The organism is Methyloceanibacter marginalis (assembly GCF_001723295.1).
In the GTDB taxonomy this organism is placed as follows: domain Bacteria; phylum Pseudomonadota; class Alphaproteobacteria; order Rhizobiales; family Methyloligellaceae; genus Methyloceanibacter; species Methyloceanibacter marginalis.
Genome location: NZ_LPWD01000073.1, coordinates 1 through 1,925, shown reverse-complemented (window position 1 = coordinate 1,925; position 1,925 = coordinate 1). Strand labels below are relative to the sequence as shown.

At 65.8% G+C, this 1,925-nt stretch carries 4 protein-coding genes; 2 read left to right on the top strand and 2 right to left on the bottom strand.

Translation table 11 applies throughout. The features are described 5' to 3' along the window. On the top strand, positions 1–409 hold a 409-nt coding region (locus AUC71_RS03535), incomplete at its 5' end, for an SDR family NAD(P)-dependent oxidoreductase (RefSeq protein ID WP_141701419.1). A 267-nt stretch (positions 410–676) separates the two neighbouring features. On the opposite strand, the gene AUC71_RS21765 is transcribed toward AUC71_RS03535, so the two are convergent. Then, the gene (locus AUC71_RS21765) at positions 677–808 is read right to left on the bottom strand and encodes a hypothetical protein (protein ID WP_280139271.1); all 132 of its coding nucleotides are present in this window, start codon (positions 806–808) and stop codon (positions 677–679) included. A 262-nt stretch (positions 809–1,070) separates the two neighbouring features. On the opposite strand from AUC71_RS21765, the gene fdxA reads away from it, so the two are divergent. Next, positions 1,071–1,460, top strand: coding sequence for a ferredoxin FdxA (gene fdxA / locus AUC71_RS03530; protein WP_069623159.1), 390 nt, complete (start codon positions 1,071–1,073; stop codon positions 1,458–1,460). A gap of 3 nt (positions 1,461–1,463) precedes the next feature. Here fdxA and AUC71_RS03525 read toward each other — a convergent pair. Continuing rightward, a partial coding sequence (locus AUC71_RS03525; RefSeq protein WP_193427009.1) for a chloride channel protein occupies positions 1,464–1,925 on the bottom strand: 462 nt, incomplete at its 5' end.

Here is a 1,925-nt window from a genome sequence, read left to right as displayed (position 1 = left end):
CGTCGACACAAGCCCGGAAGAGGCCAGGGCGATGATCGACGTGCCCTATCTCGCGGCCTTCAACCTCACCCGCGCTTTCGCGCCGGCCATGATCTCCCGGGGCGCGGGCGGCCTCGTCTTCGTGACCTCGCCCGCCTCCTATCTCGCCTGGCCCAACGCGTCGGCCTATATCGCCGCGCGCCGCGCCCTGGCCGGCTTCGCCGAAGCCTTGCAGAGCGAATTGAAGGGAACCGGCGTGGCCGTCACCCTCGTGGTCCTTGGCACCGTCGACACGCCCTATTGGGAGCACAACCCCGATAGCCGCAAGAACGTGCCCCAAGCCGATCCGCGGCTGATGCCGACGCTCACGCCAAAACAAGCCGCCGACGCCATCTTCGAGGCGCGGCCCGAAAGAAGCTCTTCGTGGTGAAGCCGGCGGCCTACCGCGCGCTGTTCTTGCTGAACGCGCTGTTCCCCAAGACGGTCGCCAGTCAGCTCCGCCGCGCCGCCAAGAAAGCGCGGGCGTCAAAGGGCTAGCCGCCCGCCGCGTCAACGCGCCGCCGATAAACATATATTCTTAATATTGCTTTTTGCACTCCGTCTGCCTAAATAGGGAGGCAAGAGCCATTGTCTTGCATGGAGCATGGAGAGATCCGCCATGACCGACTGTCCCGGCACCGATTGCGCACAAGCGCATTCAGATCGCGCCGCGCTGTCCGATGACGGCATTCGCCTTCTGGTCGACCGCTTCTACGCCAAGGTGCGCCGGGACGAAGAGCTCGGCCCGATCTTCGCCCGCGCCATCGCCGACGAAGACTGGCCCGCGCATCTATCGACCATGCGCGACTTCTGGTCGTCGATCATGCTCACCTCGGGCCGCTATCACGGCAATCCCGTCGCCGCCCACCGCCGCGTCAAGGCCTCACGCCGGCGCTGTTCGAACGCTGGCTCACGCTCTTCGCCGAGACTTGCGCCGAACTCTTCGACCAGACGACCGTCGCCGCCTTCATGGACAAGGCAAAGCGCATCGCCACCAGCCTTCAGCTGGCGCTGTTCTATAGGCCCGAGCAGGACCGGCCGAGGGCCGCGCCGTGACCTACGTCGTCACCGAGAACTGCATCAAGTGCAAATACATGGACTGCGTGGAAGTGTGTCCGGTCGATTGCTTCTATGAGGGCGAGAACATGCTCGTCATTCATCCGGACGAATGCATCGACTGCGGCGTGTGCGAGCCGGAATGTCCCGCGGAGGCGATCTCCCCCGATACCGAGCCCGGGCTCGAGAAGTGCCTCACGCTCAACGCCAAGCACGCGGACATCTGGCCGAACATCGCGGTGAAGCGCGATCCGCCGCCGGACGCGGATTCCTTCAACGGCACGCCCGACAAGTTTGCCTATTTCTCGGCGAACCCCGGGCAAGGCGACGACGGCCCGGAGGAAACGCAACCCCCGCCGCAACCCGCGCCCGCGCCCGCAACGTGACGTCTAGCGGTGCTCCTCGACGCTCGCCGCGATCAGCGCCTTGTTGAAGGCGGAGAGCGCCCGGGACTGGCTGGCCCAGCCAACGATCTTGCTGCGGTCGTGCGTCTCGACCACGGGGAGCCGCTCCGCACCCATCGTGTCGAAAGCCCGCAACGCCGTCTCCAGGGTCTCGTCGGCCTGCAACGCCCGCTCGCGCTCCCCTTCGGGCAGCACGGCGGAATCGCCGTCTTGCAGCGGCCGCATGATGTCGGACACGCGGATGTCCCGCATCACCGTGCGATGGGGCCCTTCATGCAAGACGATGCCGCGGGATTCGAGCTGCGCCTGGAAGAAGGAGCGGCCGAGGATCATCTGGTTGATGCCGTTGGCAATGGCCACGGTGAGCAACAGCGCCAGGCTGAGCTCGAAACCGCCGGTGAGCTCGAACACCATCACCGTGGTTGAGATCGGCGCGCCGAGCACGGC